The sequence below is a fragment of the Conservatibacter flavescens genome (assembly GCF_002795425.1).
In the GTDB taxonomy this organism is placed as follows: Bacteria; Pseudomonadota; Gammaproteobacteria; order Enterobacterales; family Pasteurellaceae; genus Conservatibacter; species Conservatibacter flavescens.
Window position 1 is genome coordinate 18,327 of record NZ_PHHA01000004.1, and the last position, 22,835, is coordinate 41,161.

24 protein-coding genes and 1 pseudogene are annotated in these 22,835 nt (G+C 38.4%); 6 read left to right on the top strand and 19 right to left on the bottom strand.

The window, feature by feature from the left end; genetic code table 11:
* Position 1: 1 nt before the first annotated feature.
* The 8 genes from accB to CVP05_RS03515 form a co-directional block, all read right to left on the bottom strand.
* Positions 2–469 carry an acetyl-CoA carboxylase biotin carboxyl carrier protein gene (gene accB / locus CVP05_RS03480; RefSeq protein ID WP_100288193.1) on the bottom strand — a complete coding sequence of 156 codons (468 nt, stop codon included), beginning with the start codon at positions 467–469 and terminating at the stop codon, positions 2–4.
* A gap of 186 nt (positions 470–655) precedes the next feature.
* Complete coding sequence (gene aroQ, locus CVP05_RS03485; protein ID WP_100288194.1) at positions 656–1,138, bottom strand: type II 3-dehydroquinate dehydratase; 483 nt, start codon at positions 1,136–1,138, stop codon at positions 656–658.
* Positions 1,139–1,225: 87 nt separating this feature from the next.
* A complete protein-coding gene (gene menC, locus CVP05_RS03490) occupies positions 1,226–2,221 on the bottom strand; it encodes an o-succinylbenzoate synthase (RefSeq protein WP_100288195.1) in 996 nt (331 codons plus the stop codon).
* Positions 2,222–2,238: 17 nt separating this feature from the next.
* Positions 2,239–2,727 (bottom strand): hypothetical protein, encoded by a 489-nt coding sequence (locus CVP05_RS03495; protein ID WP_100288196.1) that lies wholly within the window; start codon positions 2,725–2,727, stop codon positions 2,239–2,241.
* Between the two features lie 12 nt (positions 2,728–2,739).
* Positions 2,740–3,597 carry a 1,4-dihydroxy-2-naphthoyl-CoA synthase gene (menB, locus tag CVP05_RS03500; protein ID WP_100288197.1) on the bottom strand — a complete coding sequence of 286 codons (858 nt, stop codon included), beginning with the start codon at positions 3,595–3,597 and terminating at the stop codon, positions 2,740–2,742.
* Positions 3,598–3,723: 126 nt separating this feature from the next.
* On the bottom strand, positions 3,724–4,461 hold the full coding sequence (menH, locus tag CVP05_RS03505; protein WP_100288218.1) for a 2-succinyl-6-hydroxy-2,4-cyclohexadiene-1-carboxylate synthase: 738 nt from the start codon (positions 4,459–4,461) through the stop codon (positions 3,724–3,726).
* Between the two features lie 9 nt (positions 4,462–4,470).
* Positions 4,471–6,180, bottom strand: coding sequence for a 2-succinyl-5-enolpyruvyl-6-hydroxy-3-cyclohexene-1-carboxylic-acid synthase (gene menD / locus CVP05_RS03510; protein ID WP_100288198.1), 1,710 nt, complete (start codon positions 6,178–6,180; stop codon positions 4,471–4,473).
* Positions 6,181–6,210: 30 nt separating this feature from the next.
* Positions 6,211–7,503, bottom strand: a complete 1,293-nt coding sequence (locus tag CVP05_RS03515; protein WP_100288199.1) for an isochorismate synthase — start codon at positions 7,501–7,503, stop codon at positions 6,211–6,213.
* 173 nt (positions 7,504–7,676) lie between these two features.
* On the opposite strand from CVP05_RS03515, the gene CVP05_RS03520 reads away from it, so the two are divergent.
* Positions 7,677–8,891 carry a pyridoxal phosphate-dependent aminotransferase gene (locus CVP05_RS03520; protein ID WP_100288200.1) on the top strand — a complete coding sequence of 405 codons (1,215 nt, stop codon included), beginning with the start codon at positions 7,677–7,679 and terminating at the stop codon, positions 8,889–8,891.
* Positions 8,892–8,950: 59 nt separating this feature from the next.
* On the opposite strand, the gene lpxH is transcribed toward CVP05_RS03520, so the two are convergent.
* A complete protein-coding gene (lpxH, locus tag CVP05_RS03525) occupies positions 8,951–9,655 on the bottom strand; it encodes a UDP-2,3-diacylglucosamine diphosphatase (protein ID WP_100288201.1) in 705 nt (234 codons plus the stop codon).
* A 112-nt stretch (positions 9,656–9,767) separates the two neighbouring features.
* Between lpxH and CVP05_RS03530 the strand changes: the two genes are divergently transcribed.
* The 4 genes from CVP05_RS03530 (at position 9,768) to CVP05_RS03545 (ending at position 13,642) form a co-directional block, all read left to right on the top strand.
* On the top strand, positions 9,768–10,496 hold the full coding sequence (locus CVP05_RS03530) for a 1-acylglycerol-3-phosphate O-acyltransferase (protein WP_100288202.1): 729 nt from the start codon (positions 9,768–9,770) through the stop codon (positions 10,494–10,496).
* Position 10,497: 1 nt separating this feature from the next.
* Positions 10,498–11,901: a multicopper oxidase domain-containing protein gene (locus CVP05_RS03535; protein ID WP_100288203.1), complete on the top strand. Its 1,404-nt coding sequence runs from the start codon at positions 10,498–10,500 to the stop codon at positions 11,899–11,901.
* Between the two features lie 38 nt (positions 11,902–11,939).
* On the top strand, positions 11,940–12,590 hold the full coding sequence (gene hxpB / locus CVP05_RS03540) for a hexitol phosphatase HxpB (RefSeq protein ID WP_100288204.1): 651 nt from the start codon (positions 11,940–11,942) through the stop codon (positions 12,588–12,590).
* A gap of 218 nt (positions 12,591–12,808) precedes the next feature.
* Positions 12,809–13,642: a class II glutamine amidotransferase gene (locus CVP05_RS03545; RefSeq protein WP_100288205.1), complete on the top strand. Its 834-nt coding sequence runs from the start codon at positions 12,809–12,811 to the stop codon at positions 13,640–13,642.
* A 75-nt stretch (positions 13,643–13,717) separates the two neighbouring features.
* Here the strand turns inward: CVP05_RS03545 and CVP05_RS03550 are convergent, their stop codons facing one another.
* On the bottom strand, positions 13,718–15,376 hold the full coding sequence (locus CVP05_RS03550) for a putative transporter (RefSeq protein WP_100288206.1): 1,659 nt from the start codon (positions 15,374–15,376) through the stop codon (positions 13,718–13,720).
* 162 nt (positions 15,377–15,538) lie between these two features.
* Here CVP05_RS03550 and CVP05_RS03555 point away from each other — a divergent pair, with 162 nt between their 5' ends.
* Positions 15,539–17,326 (top strand): ABC transporter ATP-binding protein/permease, encoded by a 1,788-nt coding sequence (locus tag CVP05_RS03555; protein ID WP_100288207.1) that lies wholly within the window; start codon positions 15,539–15,541, stop codon positions 17,324–17,326.
* A gap of 543 nt (positions 17,327–17,869) precedes the next feature.
* Here CVP05_RS03555 and CVP05_RS03565 read toward each other — a convergent pair.
* From CVP05_RS03565 to CVP05_RS03605, 9 genes and pseudogenes are all read right to left on the bottom strand, one after another.
* Entirely contained in the window at positions 17,870–18,064 is a 195-nt protein-coding gene (locus tag CVP05_RS03565; RefSeq protein ID WP_100288209.1) for a hypothetical protein, read from the bottom strand.
* A 12-nt stretch (positions 18,065–18,076) separates the two neighbouring features.
* On the bottom strand, positions 18,077–18,451 hold the full coding sequence (locus tag CVP05_RS03570; protein ID WP_100288210.1) for an Imm8 family immunity protein: 375 nt from the start codon (positions 18,449–18,451) through the stop codon (positions 18,077–18,079).
* On the bottom strand, positions 18,448–19,416 hold the full coding sequence (locus CVP05_RS03575) for a DUF6862 domain-containing protein (RefSeq protein ID WP_133118697.1): 969 nt from the start codon (positions 19,414–19,416) through the stop codon (positions 18,448–18,450). The genes CVP05_RS03570 and CVP05_RS03575 overlap by 4 nt, the downstream gene beginning before the upstream one ends.
* Before the next feature lie 92 nt (positions 19,417–19,508).
* Positions 19,509–19,862: an Imm41 family immunity protein gene (locus CVP05_RS03580; protein ID WP_100288212.1), complete on the bottom strand. Its 354-nt coding sequence runs from the start codon at positions 19,860–19,862 to the stop codon at positions 19,509–19,511.
* A gap of 3 nt (positions 19,863–19,865) precedes the next feature.
* Positions 19,866–20,576: a toxin C-terminal domain-containing protein gene (locus CVP05_RS12745; protein ID WP_133118698.1), complete on the bottom strand. Its 711-nt coding sequence runs from the start codon at positions 20,574–20,576 to the stop codon at positions 19,866–19,868.
* A gap of 243 nt (positions 20,577–20,819) precedes the next feature.
* The gene (locus CVP05_RS03590) at positions 20,820–21,314 is read right to left on the bottom strand and encodes a hypothetical protein (protein ID WP_100288214.1); all 495 of its coding nucleotides are present in this window, start codon (positions 21,312–21,314) and stop codon (positions 20,820–20,822) included.
* Positions 21,301–21,663 carry a hypothetical protein gene (locus CVP05_RS03595; protein ID WP_100288215.1) on the bottom strand — a complete coding sequence of 121 codons (363 nt, stop codon included), beginning with the start codon at positions 21,661–21,663 and terminating at the stop codon, positions 21,301–21,303. Before CVP05_RS03595 ends, CVP05_RS03590 begins: the two co-directional genes overlap by 14 nt.
* Positions 21,664–21,933: 270 nt before the next feature.
* A complete protein-coding gene (locus CVP05_RS03600; RefSeq protein ID WP_165773115.1) occupies positions 21,934–22,311 on the bottom strand; it encodes a VENN motif pre-toxin domain-containing protein in 378 nt (125 codons plus the stop codon).
* Positions 22,292–22,835: pseudogene (locus CVP05_RS03605) on the bottom strand (hypothetical protein); the annotation flags it as partial. The pseudogene CVP05_RS03605 and the gene CVP05_RS03600, both read right to left, overlap by 20 nt.

Here is a 22,835-nt window from a genome sequence, read left to right on the forward strand (position 1 = left end):
ATTATTCAATAATGATTAACGCTTCGTCAAATTCAACAGGCGTACCGTCATTAATTAAAATTGCTTTTACCACACCTGCTTTGTCAGCTTCAATGCGGTTCATCATCTTCATCGCTTCAACAATACAAAGCGCATCACCCACTTTCACTGTTTGTCCTACTTCAACGAAGGCTGGCGCTTCAGGACTTGGGCTGCGGTAGAATGTACCTACCATTGGAGAACGAATAGCGTGTCCAGACACTTCCTCTGGTGCACTTTGAGCCGCTGGCGCAGTTGCAGGCGCAGTAGGTGCGACTGGTGCAGGGGAAGCAACAGCAGGCGCTGCAGCGGGTAATTGGTATTGAACCGCTGTCGGTGCAGCTTGGCCGCGACTAATGCGTACAGACTCTTCACCTTCAGAAATTTCCAATTCCATGATGCCTGATTCTTCAACGAGTTCGATAAGTTTTTTAATTTTACGAATATCCATAATTTGATTCCGTTTGTATGTTGTTCATTTAATGTGTAAAGAGATTAACCGCCAAAATAAAAGTCAATCATTTCTATTTTTTAATATTGTCAGTATAAGACAGATTAAAGTGCGGTACGTATAAATCATTTTTTCGCAAGAAGATTACCTGAAAATGAAAGAATTTGCGAATAAATTCTTCAAATTTTAGGCGATTTTCTCTGATTTTTTGTTAATTATGCCGTTTTTTATTAAAAAAGTGAGGGCAAATTGTAACGCGAATTCATATCCTTGAGCGCCAAACCCACAAATAACACCTTCTGCCACATCACTAAAATAGGAATGATGTCGGAAAGGTTCTCGTTTGTGAATATTTGATAAATGCACTTCAACAAAAGGAATAGATACCGCTAATAATGCATCACGTATTGCAACAGATGTATGGGTAAATGCAGCGGGATTGATAATAATAAAATCCACGTGCTGAAAACTTTGATGAATCTTATCAATGAGTTTTTCTTCACTATTCGCCTGAAAAAAATCCAATTGAACCGCGTGGGAGGCTGCGAGCTTATGTAAGTTTTGTTCAATCTGTTCGAGTGATAAGCTGCCATAATGTGTTGGCTCGCGTACACCCAGCATATTCAAATTAGGGCCATTTAGTACTAAAATCCGAGAAAATTGTGACATCATGTGCTCCTTTTATCAAAATTATCGCATTATAACCAGTTATGATGTGATTGTGGTCTTATCTGTCAATCGCCAATAGCGAGACCATTATATTTCAACTTTTTGTACAAATTCAGAGTTGAGATCAATCACTGGTAAATTGGAAGTCGGTAGAGTACGGATTAGCTGATAATCCATTAAATCTAACGTATCTAGCCCAGGTACGGTATTTGGCGTATATTGTTGTGCTATACGAGCTAATTGGCTCAAACCAAAACTTGATTCAATAGAAGAACTGATAACGGCCATTAAACCTTTAGCATGGGCTTGATGAATAAGTTCAATACAGCGTTCTAATGAGCCTACTAGTGTTGGTTTAATCACAATCGCAGTTAAATAAGGTTCATTTTCTACCACAAAACCGGCTTCGCGCACGGATTCATCCCAAGCAATCGCAATGGCCTGTTCTTGGGCGAACTGACGGCTTTCATCACGCGTTTTACAGGGTTCTTCGATAAACTGGATGCGTGTACGATGTTCTGGTTTGACATATTTAGCAAACATGGCCGCTTTTGCGCTTGTCCATTGTCGATTAGCATCAAGACGTAATTGTAAATCAGGGATAGCTTCTAATAGCATATCAGCAATAAGCCCATCTCGGTTGGCTTCATACATTCCAACTTTGACTTTAGCGACTTTTTGTCCTGGCATTTGTGCTAATTGATCATAGAGTTCATCCGGATCACCGTAGCATAATGGCGCAAATTGATAATTACCTTCTGTTGCGAGTTCGCCTTTCATTTCAGCAAGGGCGCAACTTAAACCAAAAGCGACGGAAGGGTATAAGCCCTCAAGAGATAATTTTTCATTACGCGCGCGGGCGCAATCCCAGTCTTGTAACCATTGAATAGTTTGTGCTTGAGCTTGTTCAAGGGTTTCATGACTAAATTCAGGCAAAGGTGCAATTTCTCCCCAACCTTCGTTATCTTTGCATTTAATATGGACTAATAATCCTTCGCGTCGCTTTAAAAAACGATTACGTAGCACTAATTGAGAGTCTACGGGAATAGAATAACGATAGAGTTCATAGTGTCGGGTAGTCATTATGCACCTCACAAAATTTATTTTGACAGCTTAAAGTGCTGTGTTGGAAATTCAATATTATTGATAAATACCTTGATGGCGTAGTCACCAATAGGATCATTTTTATCAAAATACCAGCACTGCTCAATGGTTTTTTCTCCATTGTTATGCGTAACTGCCGAGATTTTGCTGATCACTCGGTGCTGCTTCCCATCTTCTGAAGTTTGGGCATTTTCCCAAAAGGCTTTTGCTGGAGAAGTAATATCCTGTACAACATCTGCACTGTCACCTAAATTAGGGATATTGTGCGCCACCCAGCACAGATGACGATTTGGGTAACGATGATAAAATTGCGTAGAATTCGCTAAAAAACCACGCTCAGGTCTTTTGGCATCAATTGCACCCAAAAATAAACGCGGAGCCGTGTCAGGATCGGCATTTGGCTGAGACAATATAGGATTTGAAGCCGCACTGGCATTAAGGCTGACTAAGCTAAAAAGAGCGGTTAAAAATAGAGATTTTTTCATATTTCCTCTGCATTATGGATTGCGTTTGAATTTACTAAAATCTGGTGCGCGTTTTTCATTGAAAGCGTTGCGCCCTTCTTGTCCTTCTTCTGTCATATAAAAGAGCATAGTTGCATTACCGGCTAATTCTTGAAGGCCAGATTGTCCATCACAATCGGCATTAAGCGCCGCTTTTAAGCAACGTAAAGCGATTGGGCTATTACGTAACATTTCGCGACACCAGCGAACGGTTTCTTTTTCTAAATCAGCATAAGGCACAACAGTATTGACTAAGCCCATGTCAAGTGCTTCTTTGGCATCATATTGGCGACAAAGGAACCAAATTTCGCGCGCTTTTTTCTGTCCAACGATACGAGCCATATAAGAGGCGCCCCAACCACCATCAAAAGAACCCACTTTAGGGCCGGTTTGACCAAAAATAGCATTCTCAGCAGCAATGGTTAAATCGCAGATCATGTGCAATACATGCCCACCTCCAATTGCATAACCAGCTACCATCGCCACGACTGGTTTCGGGCAAGTGCGGATATCTCTTTGAAAATCAAGAACATTTAAATGATGTACACCGCTATCATCTTTATAACCACCGTAGTCACCACGTACTTTTTGATCACCACCAGAGCAAAATGCTTTTTCTCCTTGTCCCGTTAATACAATCACACCGATCTGATCGTCAAAACGTGCATCGGAAAATGCTTGGATCATTTCTTTTATTGTTTGTGGACGAAAAGCATTGCGCACTTCTGGTCGGTTAATCGTAATTTTGGCGATACCATCAGTAGATTTATGATATAAAATATCGGTGTAGCCTGCGCTATGATCTTGCCACTCAACTGGGGCATAAAGCACATCATCTTTTGGATTTTGCATGGTGTTTCCTTCTTTCATTATCATGAGGGCATATTGCCCAAACCTTGTGTTATTGGTGGTAATAAAGAGCAAAAAGGCTTTTATATCCACATGAAGATTACCGCATTATAACTGAATAATTACATTTTAACGAGGGGCAAAAATCTCAATCAGTTTTTCTGCAAACTGCGTGGGATTTTCTTGATGAGCGTTGTGTCCAGCTTGTTCAATGATTATCGGAGAATATTGATATTGCGTGGCTAATTGACGAAATTTGTGATCGTATTCGCCGCAAATATAAAAAATGGGTAATGAGGTTGTATGAATGGTGTGCGTAAAATCAGGTTGTTTGGCTAACGAGGTGGCAAGCAACATATTTGCGATATTTTCACCACAATTGTCAGCACGTTTTTGCACTAAGGCTCGGCGCTGCGTAGTATTGAGGTGAGCAAAAACAGGTTGTTGATACCAATCATCGAGCACTTTGGAAGCGGGCTCTTGGGTAAAGCGTTGCGCCCAATATTGGTCTTGTTGCCAACGAACCTGTTTTTCAGTCTCAAGATGAAGCCCCAAATTTGCCCCTTCAAGTATGAGGCCTTGTAAGCCGCTTTTATTCACATTGGCTTGTAACGCATAATAAAGGGCAAGGCGCCCTCCTAAAGAATAACCCACTAAAAAATAAGGGCGATGTTGCGCGGCTGCTTGAATTTTTTCAGCCAAATAATGACAGCTTGTTTCAAAATCTACAACATGCTTAACGCATTTCGCTTCACCGTGAAAAGGGAGATCAAGGGCAATACAACGAAAGTGCGGTAATTTTTCTATCACATTTTGCCAATCGGATTGACTTCCGAGTAAACCGTGTAGAAAGATTAACGTTGGCATGGGCATGTATTATGCCCCTATCACTGCATGGCTAATTTGTTCGATAAGTTTTTTGTATAAGTTCGATCCATCACTTGAATTGACTTTGATCTCAATTAGCGTTGTTTCTTTACGGCTATAGGCTTGTTTTAATACCGAACCCAAATCAGCCCAAGTGTAAGGACGTGCATATTTAATCTCGAACATCGATGCCGCTTGTGAAAACTCCAAGTTATGCGGCATACGATAGAATGCTGTTTTGACTTGCTCGTCTACCGGTAACATATCAAAAATCGCCCCGCCATTATTATTGATCACAAATAAAATGGTGGGTTGTGTCACGTATTTAAATAATGCTAAGGAATTAAGATCATGCAAAGCAGAAGTATCGCCGAGTATTGCGACGACAGGTTGATTGCTGCTCACGGCGATACCTGCAGTAGTCGCAAATAAACCATCAATACCACTCGCACCACGATTAGTATAAACTGGATAACCGTCAGGTAATTTACATAGCGCATCGACTAAGCGAACAAATAAGCTATTTCCTAAAAAGAGTACACCGTTACTCGGTAATACTCGCTCTAAATGGTGAGCGAGGGAAGCTTCATTTAACGTACCGCCAACTTGTTTTTCGATAAATGATGCACAGAAATTGGATAAAGCCAAAGGCTCCAATAACCAAGGTTTTTGGCGTAATGGCGGGTGGGCCCGTAACCAATGATGAATTTTGGCAACAAAACGGGTTTGAGCATGATGATAAGGATCAAGTCGTATGGATTTTTCATCAACCAACCAATATTCACCTTGAAAATCTTGTAGATATTGTTGAATACGTTTGCTAACGAAATGTGATCCCATTTGAATAACTAAGTCAGCTTGCAGTAACTTTTGGCGTACGGTTTGATTTGCAAGCCAAATATCCGCATAAGGCAGACTAGGTTCAACGCCGGATTGAATATCTGTTAATACTATCCAGCCCATTGTATCCGCCCAAGTTTTTATCCCCATACTTTGTTCAAGTGGCATTTTTCCAACGACAAGCACACCTCGTTTAGTGCGCCAAAAATCCCAATTTTCATGGATAAGTACTTCTTGCTGATGAGGTTGATAATCGCTCCATTTTTTTTGTTGAGATAACCAACGTTGAATAGGTTGTAGCCAAGCATGTTGCTCAATTTCTAATTCATTAGCTTGATATAAAGGTTCGGCAAAAGGCACATTAAGATGAATCACTCCAGCTTGTCTTTGTTGTTGATGACAGGCTTGATCAAGTGTTGAAATGAGCCAACTAGCAGGATAATCCGCACTTGGTCGAGGAAGATTAACTTGAGCGATAGGATAATCAGCAAACATATTTTGTTGCAAAATAGCTTGATTTGCGCCACATTCGAGTAGTTCAGGCGGGCGATCTGCGGTTAACAGAATTAAATTCGTGCCACTTTGACGAGCCTCAATAACTGCAGGATAAAGGTTAGCCGCAGCGGTACCAGATGTGACAATAATCGCCACAGGGGTTTTGCTCGATTTGGCTAAACCGAGTGCAAAAAAGCCTAACCCACGTTCATCAAAATGAGTATGACAACGGAGGTGTTTGTTATTTTGTAAGCGTACCGCTTCAAGGGTTAAAGGCGTTGAACGAGAACCCGGCGCGATGCAAACATGTTGTACACCATGACTAATAAGGGTTTGTAAAATAACTCTCGCCCAACAGCGATTAAAAATGCTAACTTGTGACATACCTTTTCCGCTTCCTATTGTTTTTGTTTATTATTGTGTTGTTGTCGATTGGAGTAGGGAAATTAATCCCATCGCTTTGCGTTCGATTTCTTGCCATTCTAACAAGGGATCAGAGCCTTCAACAATACCTGCCCCTGCAAAAACCCGGATTTTGTTGTGTTCAATAATTGCAGAACGGATAGTCACGCAAAATTCAGCGCGTTGTGGACTGATAAACCCGAGCGTACCGGCATACCAAGTGCGGTCAAATTTTTCCGTTTTTTGGATAAAATCTATCGCGATTTGTTGTGGTAAACCGGATATTGCAGCAGTTGGGTGAATAGCTTGCAGACAGCGGTCGTCACCGATATGCGGAGCTAGCTCCACAAAAATTTGCCGATATAAATGTTGTACTTGACGTAATTGTTTTATGCTCAATGGGCTGACATCAATATTTTGTGCATAATGCTTTAAATTTTGACAAATTCCCTCTACGACTAACCAATTTTCATATTGGTTTTTACTATCATGAAGTAGCCAATCTGCTTGTTGTTGATTTTGCTGTGTGTCATGGTGAACAAAAGCAGTGCCTGCTAAGGCTTCTGTAATCAGGTGATTGTCTTGGCGTTGATATAAACACTCTGGACTTGAGCCCACAAAACAACGTTCGGCATCCTGTGCAAATAAAAAATGATAGCAATGGGTATTAACTAGTTCGCTTTCACGCAAAAAATCTTTTGCATTAAGCGCGGGTATACATTGAAAATCGCTCGCATTAGCCAAGACCACTTTATTTAATTCCGTATGTTGTAGAGCTTGTAAGGCTGATTGCACCATGTTACACCATGCGGCTTGATTGTGTGCTTGATCAATTAATTGCAAACGATTGGAATGGATATCGTCAAAAGCCATATAGCGTGCGAGATTGTCCAGTAATGGTGCAATAGCGGCTTTTTCTTCAGAAAACGCAACTTGATTATCAATAAATACGCTTAGCGTGAGACGGTTTTGCTGTTGCTGAAATAATAATCGGGGTAAGTAAAAGCAAGAAGCACCATCAAAGGTCAAGCCACCGATTAAAGTGAACCCGGATTGTTGAACAAATTGATTCGCTGAAAATACCTCAGAAAATGACCGCACTTTACCAATAGCACAAAGCTTTTCAGCACTGTCTCGAAGGTTGAAATAAAATTGTGGATAAGTAGATTGCGCTTTGAGCCAACTCAACAAATGTCCATAGAAATCCACATGAAATTGATACATGCTGATAGTTTCCTGCGGATTAGGTTGATGAGTAAGCAAGCATTGCTCAACTTGCCGTTTTAACGATTGCAAATTATCCATGTGTCGTCAACGGGGCTATTTTGCCCATAGGTATTTTGATTAATAGTGAAAAGTTTTCTTTATTCTACCGCACTTTAAAATAAATTTTTACTAAATCTTTAAATTCGATGGAAATCGGGGTAAAGTATGAAAAAATCAAACAATAGACTTCCCTAGAATAAATAAGGTGCGCTATGGATATTTTTCCAAAATCAAATAAATTAGAACATGTTTGTTACGATATCCGTGGCAAGGTTCACAAAGAAGCTGTCCGTCTTGAAGAAGAAGGGCATAAGATCTTAAAACTGAATATCGGTAATACGGCGCCTTTTGGTTTTGATGCCCCAGATGAAGTATTAGTCGATATTATTCGTAATCTTCCTACGGCACAGGGTTATTGTGAATCTAAAGGTTTATACTCTGCGCGCAAAGCTGTTGTGCAATATTATCAGTCTAAAGGCATTAATGAATCAACGGTTAACGATGTGTATATCGGCAATGGTGGATCAGAGTTAATCACCATGTCTATGCAGGCATTGTTAAATGACGGTGATGAAGTGCTTGTCCCTATGCCGGATTACCCGTTATGGACGGCCGCCGTAACGCTTTCTGGTGGCAAAGCAGTACATTATGTGTGTGATGAACAAGCAGAATGGTTTCCGGATATTGATGATATTAAAAGCAAGATTAGCTCGCGGACAAAAGCTATCGTATTAATCAACCCAAATAATCCAACTGGCGCAGTATATAGTAAAGACGTGTTATTAGATATTGCTGAGGTTGCTCGTCAGCATAACTTGTTGATTTTCGCCGATGAGGTGTATGACAAGATTTTATATGATGGCGCAGTACATCATCATATCGCTGCTTTAGCACCGGATTTATTAACAATCACAATTAATAGTTTATCAAAATCTTATCGCAGTTGTGGTTTTCGACAAGGCTGGATGATTTTGAATGGGCCGAAAGATAAGGCAAAAGGCTATATTGAAGGGCTGGATATGATAGCGTCTATGCGTTTATGTGCCAATGTGCCAATGCAGCATGCTATTCAAACGGCTTTGGGAGGATATCAGAGTATCAATGAGTTAATTATGCCGAACGGCCGTTTGTTAGAACAACGCAATCGTGCTTATGAACTATTGACACAAATTGATGGACTAACTTGTGTGAAGCCGAAAGGGGCGTTGTATATGTTCCCGAAAATGGATGTCAAAAAATTCAATTTATACGATGATGAAAAAATGGTACTGGATTTGTTAAGACAAGAAAAAGTACTGCTTGTGCATGGGCGTGGATTTAACTGGCACCAGCCGGATCATTTTCGTATCGTGTTTTTACCTTATGTGAATCAATTAGAATTTGCCATGAACAAATTGTCCAGATTCTTTAGCAATTATCGTCAATAAGTTTTTTGCCATAAGCTAGCCCTTCTGTGATCAGCACAGAAGGGTATCTCATTATGTATTCATAAAAATTGAATACTGTCTTCAGTGACCGCTAATATTGAAGCAGTCTCTCCCCAATCACCTAATACAATACGCTGAAAGTGCGGTGGAATTTGGTGAATATTTTGTCGATGCGTATGCCCATGAATCATTTGTTGGACGTGAAAGTGTGTAAAAGCTTCTTGTACCGCATGGGCGTTCACGTCCATAATTTTGGGGGATTTATATTGTTTATCGGTTTTGCTTTTATGTCGGATTTTTTCGGCAATTTTTAACCGCACTTTTAGAGGTAAGTGCAAAAAGAACCATTGACGCCATTTTTGGTGTACTTTTTGGCGATAACGTTGATAAGCAATATCGTCAGTACAGAGGGTATCGCCATGACAAAGTAGAGTAGGCGTGCCATATAAATCAATAATATGATAGTCGGGGAGTAATTGTAAACCACAGGCTTTGGCAAAGGCATTGCCAAGCAGAAAATCCCGGTTGCCATGAATAAAATAACAAGGAATCCCTTGTTGGGTCAGTTGGCGAATTTGCGTTTTTACTTGTTCAATGAGTGGTGATGATTCATCATCGCCAATCCAAAAATCAAATAAATCTCCTAGAATATACAAGGCCTGTCCATTAGGTGCTTGTTGTTGCATAAAATCAATAAAGAGTTGGGTAAGGTGAGGTTGATTGTCACTAAGGTGCAAATCTGCAATAAAATAAGTTTTTTTCATCTTGTTATCGTTCATTTTATTGAATAAATTTCCGAGTACCTTATCACAATTTATACCCATTTAAACGGAATTTCGCTATACTTGCATAAATTTTATCGTAGGTAAAAAATGTATGTTGAAATTATTTAGAATCATCGCTGTTGTGATTTGCGCGACACTAATTTGTATCTTAGGAACCCTTTATTCTCTCATTCGTTTTCGTCATCCGAATAATGTGAGTGTAATGGCGCGTTGGTTTGGTCGTTTACATGGATTGGTGGGACTTGAAGTCGAACACCGTTTTCCAGCAAATGTAGATGAGGTAGGGCCTTGTATCTATATTGGTAATCACCAAAATAATTATGACATGGTGACGATTTCTTATATGGTGCGCCCGCGTACTGTGAGTGTGGGGAAAAAAAGCCTGATTTGGATCCCGTTTTTTGGGATCTTATATTGGGCTACGGGCAACATTTTTCTTGATCGTGATAACCGTAGCAAAGCTCACAGTACCATGACAGAGCTTGCCCGTCGTATTAATAATGAAAAATTGTCTATTTGGATGTTTCCGGAAGGAACGCGTAGTCGTGGTCGAGGATTATTACCTTTTAAAACAGGGGCATTTCATGCGGCTATTGCAGCTAATGTTCCTATTGTGCCGGTGATCTGTTCTGATACACACAATAAAGTAGATTTGAATCGTAAAGATAATGGAAAGGTGATTTGCGAAATTATGCAACCGATAGATGTATCGGGCTATACTCGCGAGAATGTGCGTGAATTAGCGGATTATTGTCATCAGGTTATGTCTAAACGCATTGCCGAATTAAATGCGGAAATTGCACAGAAACAGGAAGCATAATATGCAGCAAGTTACGCGTCGCCAATTGCTGAAAACCGCTGCGTTTTCTACCGCACTTTCCCTTTTGCCTGAAGAAGCGATCGCCGCAACACGGCAACCTTTATTTATTCCTCCCTTACTTGAGAATCGCCGAGGGAAGCCGATTTTTTTGAGTATGGAAAGTGTGACCAAATCGTTATTAGGAGATAAGCGAGTTGAACTGTGGGGATTTAATGGGCTGTATTTAGGGCCAACAGTTAAAGTCAAACAAGGCGATTTTGTCAAACTTAACTACCGTAATAACTTGGCTCAAGCCGTATCCTTGAATATTCAAGGTTTGCAAATTCCATCGGAGCTATTAGGTGGAATTGGACGTTCATTAAAACCGACTCAAAATTGGTCGCCAATCGTACAAATTACTCAGCCAGCCTCGACCTGTTGGTATCATGGTAATAGCTTAACGAATGCTGCTTACGAAACTTATCGTGGGCTAGTGGGTATGTGGCTAATAGAAGATAGTAGCCTTTCTCAAACAAAGCTACCACAACAATATGGTGTGAATGATATCCCATTAATTTTGCAAGATATGCGCCTAAATAGTCATGGTACTCAACTATTTCAACCTAACCAGTCTCATTTTTTTGGGGACCGTTTGTTTGTGAATGGACAAGAAGCGCCTTATTTGAATGTGGGACGTGGTTGGGTGCGTTTACGAATTTTAAATGCCTCTTTATCTCGAGGCTACGAATTACGCTGTGATGACGAACGAGAAATGCAACTGATCGCCACAGATTTAGGTTATCTGCCACAAATGAAAGCATTGACTTCTGTTTTTGTTGCGCCAGGAGAGCGTGTTGAATTATTGATTGATCTGAATGAAGGGGAGAATGTTTCGTTAATTGCAGGTAAAAAACGCGGTATCTTAGATAAATTGACATCTTGGTTTGCCTCTGATGATGAGTTAGTTGATAACACGGTATTAGAATTACGCCCTGAGGGGTTAGTATCAGTGTTTTCTGAATTAAGCCATACTCAATTTACAACCGATGCAACGCAACAAGTACCCGTCACGACCACTCGTGAATTCCATCTTGATACACGTAATGCGATGATAAATCAACGACGATTTGATCCCCGTCGTATTGATGTTATGGCGAAGCAAGGTAGTACAGAGCGCTGGATATTGACATCCAGTTCGCCTATTGGATTTCGCATTCAAGGCGCGAAGTTTGTGGTGGAAAGCCGAGCTGAACAACCAATACCAGATAATGAATTAAGTTGGAAAGATACCGTATTTATTCAAGGGAAAACGCAGATTTTAGTGCGTTTTGATAATCTTTCCTCACACAACTTTCCATTTATTTTTGGCACCTCTGATCTGATGTTATCGGATAAAGGTTGTATGGGGCTTATTGTGGTACAATAAGTGCGGTGAATTTTGGCAAATATTTTTGAAGGAATATGATGAAAAAAGCCTTTATATTTGATATGGACGGATTACTGATTGATTCAGAACCATTATGGCAACAAGTGGGCGTTGAGGTATTTAATCAATATGGTTTGCCGGTAACATTAAACGATATGGCGCAGTGGACAGGGTCTCCTGTACATATTATGACACAAAAAGCATGTATGCAATTTGGCATACAGCTTGACGATAAATCGGTAGCTGAACATTATTTAGCGCAAGCAATGGCGCGAATAATAGCCGAAAAACCGTTAATGCCCCATGTAAAAGAGACACTGGCATTTTTGGCAGAACAAAATATTAAAATGGCGATTGCCTCAGCCTCACCAAGAGTTATGCTAGAAAGCATTGTGAAAAGTTGTGGCATTGAACATTATTTTTCCTATATTGCCTCAGCCCATGAACTTTCATTTAACAAACCCCATCCAGAAGTGTATTTACATGCATGTCATCAGTTGAATTTATCGCCTATGGAATGTGTGGGAATTGAAGATTCCAAAGTCGGAATGACCGCAGTAAAAGCTGCAAATATGACGTGTATTGTGATCCCTCATCAAAACGATTTTCAACGAGGATACTGGGAGCTTGCAGATGTCAAATTAGGGAGTTTGGCAAACATTAATTCAGCGCTCCTTAGCCATTTATAGTTAACCCATTGGGCTGAAAGCAAGCATAACTACGCGGTATCAAGCCCAATGGCAAAAGGCTAAGCCACATCACATCAATAAATTGTCATGATATTATAGAACTTCGTTATTTTATGTACCATTTTCGTCTAAAAATTATTGTGTAGGTGTATTGATATTCTTGAAATTATCGTGTTAAATCTATTACTAATATTATGGTTATTTGACTTAGGTTTTATATGTGTCAGTTATTAGGAATGAATTGTAATACCCCTACAGATATTGTGTTTTCTTTTGAAGGCTTTCGCCGGCGGGCAGGCTTAACAGATAGCCATTCTGATGGCTTCGGGATAGCTTTTTTTGAGGGAAAAGGCGTGCGAGTTTTTCGTGATGATAAACCGGGACATAATTCGCCTATTGCTGATTGTGTAAAACAATATCATATTAAATCTTTGAATGTCATTGCACATATTCGCAAAGCCACTCAGGGCGAAGTGAATCTAGAAAATACTCACCCCTTTATCCGTGAAATTTGGGGCGAAAACTGGGTATTTGCACATAATGGCAATTTAAAAACATTACCAGATATGAGTGATAGCTTATGCCAGCCTATTGGCACAACAGATTCAGAAGCGGCATTTTGTTATATTGCGGAACAGTTAAAAAATCGCTACCGTAAAAAACCAACGGAAGAGCAAATTTTTGATACGATTCGCGAGATTACAGCAGAACTATCTCAGTATGGTACTTTCAACTTTATGTTATCTAATGGCGAATGGCTCCTTGCTCATTGCTCAACGAACTTGCATTATCTCACGCGCCAAGCGCCATTTGGCAAAGCACAACGCATTGACGATGATGGCGTAATTGATTTTAGTGATTATGCTAAAGATGGCGACAAAGTGACGATCATTTCGACTTTTCCACTGACTAAGAATGAAAAATGGATAAAAATGGAACATGGTGGTTTTGTTTTTTTCAAGGAAGGGGAGAAAATCCGAGAAATACTTGGGGAAGCAAAAGTCATGGAAGATGATGGAACATTAGGTAATCGTACTTATGTTGCTGCTTAACTGCATAAATACATAATTGATTCATTAAAATCTCCCCGTTATCGGAAACGGGGAGAAAATCAACAACATTAATCCCTACATGATTGACCATAACAAAATAGCCAGTAGTTGTGGTGAAATAATCCTTAAAAACATCACAAGAGGGTAGACGGTTGCATAAGCTAATGCAGCGGCACCACTATCTTCTTTAATGGCATTTGCAAAAGCGAGAGCTGGCGGATCGGTCATTGAACCTGCTAATAAGCCACATAAGCTCAGATAGTTAAGTTTGGCATAAAAACGCGCCACCAAACTGACGACAATAAGGGGAATCAGTGTAATAGCAAATCCGTATCCCATCCATTCTAATCCACTACCGTTGATAAGCGTTTCCACAAAATTCCCACCGGATTTTAAACCGACCACCGCTAAGAATAACACAATACCAATTTCTCTTAAGGCTAAGTTAGCGCTAGGAGGCATAAACCAATAGAGTTTACCTACACTACCAATTCTAGCCAAAATAAGGGCAACCACCAAAGGGCCACCGGCTAAACCTAATTTAAGATCAACAGGAAAGCCTGGAATATGGAATGGAACAGAGCCTAATAAAACCCCTAAGCCAATACCAATAAAAACAGGTAGCATTTGTACTTGTTGCAATTTTTGTTGTGCGTTACCAATCACATTAATCGCGGCATCAACAGATTCGACTTTACCCACTAAATGTAGCACATCACCAAATTGTAAGTGCGTATTGGCGGTTGGTACAAGTTCCACGCCAGCACGATTTAAGCGTGAAATCATCACACCGTATTTCTGATGGATACCAATGGCACGAATTTTTTTGCCTAATACATTTTCATTCGTGACAACAACACGTTCAGAGCGTAAATAATCGGTTGTCATTGAAATAGAAGCATCAACGACTTCTCCGATAATTAATTGCATTTTTTTCAAAACAGCATTTTCGCCCACCATACGTAATAAATCACCCACATGAATAATCGTATCGGCTTGTGGCACACTCACCACTTCATTACGTTTTAATCGTGAACAAACAACATCTTTTTGCTCAAAGCCCGGAATTTCCTTGAGGCGAAGACCGTCAAGATTGGGATTTGTTACCTTAAAATTCATACTAATAAGATGTTCATGATCGTGGTTATTTTCTTTTTCAAAACGCATGGCCTCTTCTTCAATTTTAATTTTGAAAAATAAACGCACCAACCACATGGTCAGTAAAATCCCACAAATCCCAAAAGGATAAGCCATCGCATAGGCCATACCCATTGTTTCGGTAATATCATGCATACCTAATTCAGATAAAATTTGCTGACCGGCTCCCAAAGAAGGGGTGTTGGTAACGGCGCCAGAGTAGATACCTAAAATAATATCTAAAGGCACATCGGCCAAATGATAGAACAACACCACGACTAGAGCACCAATCAGCACAATTAACGCAGCTAATGCATTTAACTTCAATCCAGCTTGGCGTAAAGAAGAAAAAAAACCGGGACCAACTTGAATACCAATCGTATACACAAATAAAATTAACCCAAATTCCTGAATAAAATGTAGAGTATGGGCGTCTAATTTTAAGCCATACTGATTGGTGAAATGGGCGACAATAATCCCCCCAAATAATACCCCTCCGATACCTAAACCTACACCACGAATCTTCCAATGTCCGATCCACAAGCCAATAACAGCGACCAGGGCAAGAAGACTAATAGTGATAGCAACATCACTCATAGCGACTCCTAATAACATTATAAAAATTAATCACTGATGAAATTATACCAAGCTTTAGGTAGTAAAAATCTGAGCTAGTTCAAATTTTAAGAAAATTTATGCTTGCATAATCCTGTAATTTTCAGAACAATATGCCATCTTTTTATTTACGGATAAATGTTTATGAATTGGTCAGAAGAACTACTTACCTCATTTTTTTGGATTCTACGTAATTTAATGATTACCGCTGTCGTTTTTTCTTTAGCAGTGTGGCTTTTAGTCAAGACAACTCGCTGGGGAAGACAGTTTTGGTCAATGGCCGGCGGTTATTTATCGCTAAAACGTAGTATTAAACCCTTATTATTTTTCTTTTTTATCGTAGGATTAACCTTGCTTGAAGTGCGTATAAGCTTAATCCATTCGAATTGGTATAATACTATGTATAGCTCGTTACAAGAGTTTGATCAGCCTGTATTTTGGCAACAAATGATCGTCTTTTGTTTTATCGCAGCAGCAGCAGTGACAAACTCACTGTTTAGCTATTACTGCGAACAGCGTTTTTGTATCAACTGGATAGAATGGTTAAACCAACACTTATTAGAAAAATGGATGGCGAATCAAGCCTATTACAAATCACAGCATGTATTTAACCAGTTAGATAACCCCGATCAACGTATTCAACAAGATGTGCAAGCTTATGTAAAAACCACACTTTCGCTTTCAACAGGAGTGATAAGTGCAGTCACTTCCATCATTTCTTTCACCATCTTACTATGGGGATTATCAGGTGCTATGACAATCTTAGGGGTTGAAATTCCGCATATGATGGTTTTCTTAGTATTTGGTTATGTACTCATTACCACCGTATTTGCATTCTGGTTAGGTAAACCTTTGATTAACTTGAGTTTTGCTAATGAACGTTTAAATGCGAATTATCGTTATTCCTTAATTCGAGTAAAAGAATATGCAGAAAGCATAGCCTTTTATGCCGGAGAAAAAGCTGAAAAAAGCTTACTGTATCGTCAATTTAGCCACGTGATCCAAAACATGTGGGGGATCGTATTTAGAACATTAAAATTCTCAGGCTTTAACTTAGTCGTATCACAAATTTCAGTGGTATTCCCACTATTAATTCAAGTCGGACGTTATTTTGAAAAGCAAATCAAATTAGGCGATCTTATGCAAACTATGCAAGTATTTGGCCGTTTACATGGAAATCTGTCTTATTTCCGTAATGTTTATGATAATTTTGCCGAGTATCAAGCCACATTGGATCGTCTCACAGGGTTTGAAAAAGCAATTAATATTGCAAATGAAGTTTCAAAAACCAGTATTGAACCTCATGAGAGTGAAGTCATTTTTGAAGACCTAACGGTAAAATCCCCAATGGGTGATGTCTTAATTAAAGATCTCAACTTACAATTACCACAGGGCTCAACCATGCTAATTCAAGGGCCATCAGGAGTGGGGAAAACAACGTTATTGCGTACAGTCGCAGGGCTATGGTCTTATTCAGAAGGACGCATACTGCGACCGAATAATGCGCTGTTTTTATCTCAAAAACCTTATATACCGCAAGGCCGCCTATTAGATGCGCTTTATTACCCCGAACTCGTACCACAGCATGTAGACATCACAGCAGCTTCGGATTTATTGCAACAAGTACAATTAGGCCATTTATCAGATAGATTGGAGCAAGAAAATGATTGGACTAGAGTGCTATCGCTAGGAGAACAACAACGTTTAGCCTTTGCTCGCTTATTATTGCATAAACCAACAGTTGCTTTTCTTGATGAAGCAAGTGCAAGTATGGATGAAGGGTTAGAAGATGCGATGTATCGCTTACTCAAACAAAGTTTGCCAATGACGACAATTATTAGCGTAGGGCATCGCTCAACATTACATGCATACCACGCGTTACGTTTAGAAATTAATAAAGAACAAGGTTGGCAGCTAAGTTTGAATAAATAACAAAGCGCATTGACAAAATCTCAACCAAAACCCACCGCGCTTTTTCTTTCCAAAGTACTTTTGGATTTAGCCAATTCCGAGACAAGATATTATTTTTTGGGGCGTATGCAATACGCCCCTACCTGAAAAATAAATATCTATTAAATTTCAATGGGTTATAAATATTTGCCGTAGGGGCGTATTGCATACGCCCCTTATCCTTGTTTATTCCGAATCTAAACAAAAACCCACCGCACTTCTTTCCAAAGTGCTTTTGGATTTAGCCAATTCCGAGACAAGATATTATTGCTTTGGGGCGTATGCAATACGCCCCTACCTGAAAAAATCAATATCTTTTAAATTTCAATGGGTTATGAATATTTGCTGTAGGGGCGTATCGCATACGCCCCTTATCCTTGTTTATTCCGAATCTAAACAAAAAACCACCGCACTTCTTTCCAAAGCGCTTTTGGACTTAGCCAATTCCGAGGCAACAATAAATTGTTGCTGGGATTGGCTGAATATAGTACAAAAAGTTATTGTTTTCATATATTCATGTATTATTTATGCGCATTTATGATTTTTCATTTTTGTTTCATGAAATAAATCCACATAAAAATAATCAGAACCTTTATCACCTTTGGTGCCAATGGCAAGACAGAGAGGTATGTAGTAATGCTCTTGCTTCATCAAGTTAGCTGCCATCTCCTCATCAGAAATACTTCCAAAAAAACTAATGAATTTTAAATCAACTTTCATAATTTCTTTACCCTATACAATTTTATGTTCTTCATATTCCCAAAAAAATACGTGTCTTAATTTTTTTAATACATCATTCCAAGTATAACCAGATATTTCATTAATTTTATTTCTGATGAAAATCTCTAGATCATTAAAATCCTCAAAATTATCAACAACAATTAAGCTTTCTTCTAATACACCCCTTTCTTTTTTTATTTCATTTATTAACCAATTTAAGTTTACAACAGTAGTATAAAAATAGTTTCCTCCATCCAGTCCTTTTTCACCTATATCTAGACATAAATTCAAGCAAAAGCTATGACTTGCCGACATAATCAATTGAGCGTGATTTTTATCTTTTATATCTCCATTAAAATATATATTTTTTAATTCAGCAGTTATCATTTATCATCCTTAACATTAATATGTAAATTGCTTTCTGGTATAAAAATGCCATTACTATTTTTATAACCGCGTTCAAAATTAGCTTGAATTCCTGTTGTAGCATAAGGAGAATTGTGTTTTATATGAGGCGGTCTATACCTCCTAGTTCCATCAGCACTAATAAAACCACCATCACTATTTTTAATGGCATTATCGCCAACCCATTCTTTAGCTAATCGTTCAATTTTATCTGTAGAAAGAGCACCACTTTGGGTTAAATTCCCCTTTCCAAAAGCCGCATGTTCTAAAATAGAATTATTTTTTACTATGTTGCTTAAGTTTTCGTGGGTTAGTTGTTCTTTTAACTTTGAATAGAGAGCAATATTTCTAGCATCCAATGAAAGAGTTGATACTTGATTTTCATATCCGTTAGTTTCCCCAACAACCGGTAATTTTTTATTAGCATCAATCTCATCAGGAACTTTTGTTGCAAAATTCCCCAGTGTTTTTCCGCTATAAATACCTCCAACAGCGGCAGCGACAGAATGCCCACGATTAATATAAGTTGCAATATCTCTCGCTGTTTCTACATCAATATCCCAGTTTTGAGCAATAATTCTGGCAGTTTTCTCAAATTCTATATGGTCTTGAGTTTTGCCAGTAAGTACAGCCTCAACATTTTTATAGTCATTTCCTAATAATCCTTTGAAAGTATGAATATAACTATTTCCGATATTTTGGTTATAGCTTGCCATCGCTCGGTTGGCATCTGAAATAGAAGATAAACATCCACTACTTAGTAGATTACCTGAGCAAGCGCTAAGTAATGCTTGATCTCGTTGTTTATCTAATTCATTTAATTCTTGTAGTCTGTTCTCTTCAGCTTCAGTTCGATTTTCCTTATGTAATAAGTCAAATTTTTCTTTCGCCTCATTCGCAAAAAGATAATTATTCTCCACCGCACTTTTCGCTGTATCAGAACTCAAATTAGACACTTATAAACACTCATCAGAAGGGGACGTATATATCGCCTCTGTTCTTTATTTGTTTATACAAAATTTTATCTCTTATAATAGGCTTATATCGGAGAATAAGCGAAATTATCTAAGAATATTTCTTCTTTAGAAAATAATTTTGATAGTAAATATTTAAATCTATCATACCTATCATAAATATCTAAGCTTTTTACTTCAAAATACCCCCAATTAGAAATCATCATTAATTCCACAATTCTCATAATTCCCATTAAAATATCTTGTTTCAACTCATCATTTTCCTGATATATCCTTGCTATTTTGAGCAAGGATTTTTCTAATTTAAAATATTCATGATCATTCCACTCTGAATAATCTAACCATCGTCCAATAAAAGAGTTCTCATCATACTCTTCAAAAAAAGTAATATTTCTATAAAAATCATTTAAATCACACAAATTTTAATCTCCAATTCTATTTAAATTAATATCAAAAGTTCCATTTCTTGTCTCTTTTTTATTTAGTTTCTCTGGGCTAGATGCTTCTTTCCATGCCCCCCCATTATGCCCGTCAACATCTCTCGTTATATAACTGTTTCCTTTTTTAAATATAACGGCATCAGATTTAGTCCGGTAATTAGTTCTTGTATATCCCAATTCCTTTGCAACTTTTGCTGCTTGGCTATCAGTCTGAAATACGGGTTTCGCTATATTTCTATTTGTTGATGAACTACTATCCGACTTTTTCTTCGCAAACCCAACCTTAGCATCTGAAAGCCCATTTTCTTTTTTCAACATCAAAGCAGCTTCAAATGCTAAGTCTAACGCTTTTTCTTTTCCTGTTTTTTGTTTTGCTAATTCTTCCCTTGTTAAATTATTTTCTTCCGTAACAAGCTCATAGAATCGCTGTTGTTGTGCCGGCGATAGCTTTGAAACCAATGCTGAAACAAAATTGGTATAGTCATCTGCTAATTCATCAGAACGGTTTAATACTCGCTCTACGGTTAGGCGACAATTTACATCACAATCATTGATTAACTTAGCACGCTCTTCCTCACTGATGGCTTGCCATTTATCGAAAACCTCTTCAACTGAATGATTTTCTTCTGTGGCGTGGTTTAAGTCCTGCCAAAATTGATGTGTATGTGTTGGAGAAAATAAATTATTCTCCACCGCACTTTTCGCTGTATCTGCTCCCAATGCTGCATTAGCTAGGGTAGTGACTGTGCTGCTGGTGTCGCCGGTATTAGCGGTTGCTGCAGAGAGTATTCCCCCCTGCGATACTGCTTAAGCCGACGATATGTTGTTTTTCGTCCATATAAAAACTAAGTTCTGTTATTTTATCCATAATCTCCAATTATTTCCCTTTTCTTTGTTCAAAGTACCTTTGGGTAATTTATAGTGGGAAAAATTATGCTATTCCTTGTTCTTGTTTTGGCATACCAAGTCTAAATAGCTAAAAGTGCCTGAGATTATTAATATAGGGTTAATATAAGAATTTAATTTATTTTCATTTAAGTAATCCTTACCTCTATCCGTATAAAATGTTACGGTTGGAGAATAGTTCTCATCATCTAGAGATAATATTAATTTAATCTTTCTATCAGGAAAATTAATTTTCCATTTTAATGTTAGTTCATAAGCATAAATAATAGCATAAATAAAAAAATCACCCTTAGCAAAGTCATCTATATGAATGGAGTTAAAAGAGCACTCAAATTCTACTTCATCATCAAAGCTACATAATTCCCCTCTATTTAATCTCTCAAATTTTTTTAACAAAGCACAATCATCTTTAATAAAAAAACCATTATCGATAATACTTTTCAGTTCATGATTTAGTTTTTTACTACTTATATCTTTTAATGATATCTTAGATAAAAAAGTACACATAGCTTCATTCATTAACATTTTTTTCTCCCAAGTATTTATTCATGCCTTTTTCTATCGCTTCAAAAAATTCTTTATTTTCTAATTTTTTATTAACTGACTTAGGAGCATCAGGAAATGTTTTAGAAATAGGATCATAATAAAATTTATTTCCGTTATTATCTTGGTAGTGTATTTGACCTGCTCTTTTACCTGGATTTGGGTTTTCAATATCAATACGCTCTTTGCCATTTCCTTTCCATACTGTTTTACTATGAACTTGAATTCCATTTTTACCCAATAATTCTCCTTTTTCATTTAAAGTATAACTTTTTGTTTTCTTCGCAAACCCAACCTTAGCATCTGAAAGCCCATTTTCTTTTTTCAACATCAAAGCAGCTTCAAATGCTAAGTCTAACGCTTTTTCTTTTCCTGTTTTTTGTTTTGCTAATTCTTCCCTTGTTAAGTTATTTTCTTCCGTAACAAGCTCATAGAATCGCTGTTGTTGTGCAGGCGATAGCTTTGAAACTAATGCTGAGACAAAATTGGTATAGTCATCTGCTAATTCATCAGAACGGTTTAATACTCGCTCTACAGTTAGGCGACAATTTACATCACAATCATTGATTAACTTAGTGCGTTCTTCCTCACTGATGGCTTGCTATTTATCGAAAACCTCTTCGACTGAATGATTTTCTTCTGTGGCGTGGTTTAAGTCCTGCCAAAATTGATGTGTATGCGTTGGAGAAAATAAATTATTCTCCACCGCACTTTTCGCTGTATCCGCTCCCAATGCTGCATTAGCTAGGGTAGTGACGGTGCTGCTGGTGTCGCCGGTATGGGCGGTGGCCGCAGAGAGTATTCCCCCTGCGATACTGCTTAATCCGACGATATGTTGTTTTTCCTCCTCAGTCAGCTGGGTGGCGGATTTGCCGTAGAGTTTTTCTGCTAAGATTGGCGCGAGGGCTTCTGCGCTGCCGCCGGCTACGGCACCGACCAGAGCGTTGCCGCCGCTTCTATCATTTATCTTTTTTATCAAACCAATCTTTTGAAAACCAATCTACAACGACTCCTATAGCACCGCATTTTAATGCGTAAATTGAGGCAGCATAATGAATCTTTAATATCAAATCTATATTCCAATGAATACCAAAATCTTTAAGATTAAGTATTAATGCCCCAATATTAAATGATATAAACGTAGTAAAAAATATAAGAAATATTCTTTTCATGTAATTACTATCATCGCTATTATTGCTACGAATAATTGAATCTCGTATATTTGGTAATTTTTGAATGGCCTCACCTGTTATTGTAGATAGAACCTTATTTGGAGCTTTACTCGAACCATAAGCAGCAACTCCAGACAACGCAGCTTCAGATAAACCATCACTACCATTTGCTAAGCCTGTAGCCATTCCAACTCCCATATTAAAACGCACAACTTCTGCCGATGTTTTAAATATTGGGCTTACTGCTCCTGACGTGACCGCTCCTGCAAATTCTGTCATATTAAATTCTTGTCCGCTTAATTGTTGAGCTGCAATACTCAATTTTATCTTA